This is a genomic window from Cellulomonas sp. 73-92, from assembly GCF_001898175.1.
Classification (GTDB): Bacteria; Actinomycetota; Actinomycetes; order Actinomycetales; family Cellulomonadaceae; genus Cellulomonas.
In genome coordinates, this window is the sequence record NZ_MKTH01000027.1 from 1 (window position 1) to 2,033 (window position 2,033).

General features: G+C 73.5%; 3 protein-coding genes. 2 read left to right on the top strand and 1 reads right to left on the bottom strand.

Going from position 1 to position 2,033, the window contains the following annotated elements:
- Positions 1-289: UDP-N-acetylglucosamine 2-epimerase (locus tag BGO37_RS17270; protein WP_291756997.1), on the top strand; the 289-nt coding region annotated here is incomplete at its 5' end.
- Positions 290-307: 18 nt separating this feature from the next.
- The gene (locus BGO37_RS17275) at positions 308-1,384 is read left to right on the top strand and encodes a glycosyltransferase (protein ID WP_291757000.1); all 1,077 of its coding nucleotides are present in this window, start codon (positions 308-310) and stop codon (positions 1,382-1,384) included.
- 8 nt (positions 1,385-1,392) lie between these two features.
- On the opposite strand, the gene BGO37_RS17280 is transcribed toward BGO37_RS17275, so the two are convergent.
- A partial coding sequence (locus BGO37_RS17280) for a DegT/DnrJ/EryC1/StrS aminotransferase family protein (protein ID WP_291757002.1) occupies positions 1,393-2,033 on the bottom strand: 641 nt, incomplete at its 5' end.

Sequence of the window (2,033 nt, forward strand, 5' to 3'; positions counted from 1 at the left end):
CTACCCCGACCTGATCGCGGCGGTCCTCGCGAGCCGGGCCGTCGTCACCGACTCCGGGGGTCTCCAGAAGGAGGCGTTCCTGCTCCGCGTGCCCGCCACGACGGTGCGCACCGAGACCGAGTGGGTCGAGACGATCGCCCTCGGCTGGAACGTCCTCGCGAACACCGCCGACGAGATCGCTGCGGCGGTCGGCCGCCCACGGCCGGCGGACACGGATGCCGCGCCCTACGGCGACGGGCATGCCGCCGACCGCGTCGTGCGCGCGCTGCTCTCCCGCGCGGGCGCCTGACCGACGGGAGATGAGCGGATGCCGTATCTCGTCGATTTCGTCATCGCCGTACATGATGCCCGGCGACCGATCGCCCGCGCCGTGGCGTCCGTGCTCGCCGCCGGGCTCGACAGCGAGCGGCTGCGCGTCACGGTGGTCTGCCACAACATCGACCGGGAGCAGATCGCGGCAGCGCTCGGACCGGAGCTCGCCGGCCGTGTGCGGCTCCTCGAGCTGAAAGATGGCATCCACAGCCCCGCCGGCCCGTTCACCCACGGGATCGAGGCCGCCGACGCGCGGTTCGTGTCGATCATGGGCTCCGACGACTACCTCGAGCCGGGCGCCCTGGGAGCGTGGGCCGAGCTGGCCGCCCAGCGCGGACTGGACGTGGTCATCCCGGTGCAGCGGCATCCCTCCCGCGCCGTCATCCGGAACCCCGTGGTGCGATTCCGCCGGGTCTCACCCCTCGATCCCCTGAAGGACCGCCTCGTCTACCGCACCTCGCCGATCGGCTTGATCAGCACGGCCCTCGTCCGCCGGGCAGGTCTGCGTCTGACCGCGGGAGTGCCCACAGGCGAGGACCAGGAGTTCAGCATCCGCCTCGCTCTGTCCGGCGCCGCGATCGGCTATGCGTGGGGCCGCCCGGCGTACATCCTGGGTGACGACGCAGCCGATCGCACCACCCAGGCACGTCGACCGGTGGACGCCGAGTTCGACGCCCTGCTCCGGATGCTCCGCGAATCGTGGTTCGCGCAGTTCCCGCTCGACGACCGGCGGGCGGTCGCCGTCAAGTACGTGCGCATCCACCTTCTCGCCTTCGTCCGGCGCCGGCTCGACGCGGACGACTGGACGGAGGCCGTCCGGGTCGACCTCGCCGCACTCGTCGCGCGGCTGGACGAGGCCGCGCCCGGCTTCCGGGGCCACCTGTCCATCGCGGACGTGCGCGCCCTGCGCGCGCTCGCCGAAGGGGTGCCGCCGGCCGAGCTGCACGCACGGGTCATCGCGCGCAGCCGCTTCGGGACGCCGTCGACCGTCCTGCCGTCGCGCATCGGCGCCTTCTTCGCGGCGGATGCACCGCCCCGGTTCATAGCGGCGTCCGTGCTCATGTCGCGATGAGTCGCCGTTCAGCCGTGCGAGCGTGACCTGCTCGTCGCCGCGGTGAGGACCGATGCCACGCGCTCCTGCTGCGCCCGGGTGAGGTGCGGGAACATCGGGAGCGAGAGGATGCGCGCGGCCGCGCGCTCGGCGACCGGGAACTGGCCGCGGCGGTAGCCGAGCCCGGCGTAGGCGTCGGTCAGGTGCAGCGGAGTCGGATAGTGGATCGCCGCCCCGACACCGGCGGCGGCGAGATCGGCCAGCACGCGGTCGCGCTCCTCGACGCGCACGACGTACAGGTGCCAGACGTCGCGGTTGCCGCTACGGGTGCCGGGGAGGCGGACGCCGGGGGATGCGGCGAGGAGGTCGGCGTAGCGGTCGGCTGCCGCGGCTCGCGCGGCGTTCCAGTCGTCCAGCCGGCGCAGCTTCGCCGACAGCGCGACCGACTGGACCGCGTCCATGCGGGAGTTGCGTCCGACGCGATCGTGGACGTACTTGACCGAGCTGCCGTGCGCCCCGAGGTTGCGGACGACGTCGGCGAGGGCGGCGTCATCGGTCATCACGGCACCCGCGTCGCCCGCGGCGCCCAGGTTCTTTCCGGGGTAGAAGCTCGTGGCGGCGATCGTCCCCAGCGCGCCGGCACGGCCCGCGGCGGACACCGCCCCCTGGG

Bases quoted from the DNA above. Each gene is read 5' to 3' on its own strand.
- BGO37_RS17275 (WP_291757000.1), top strand. From the start codon at position 308: ATGCCGTATCTCGTCGATTTCGTCATCGCCGTACATGATGCCCGGCGA.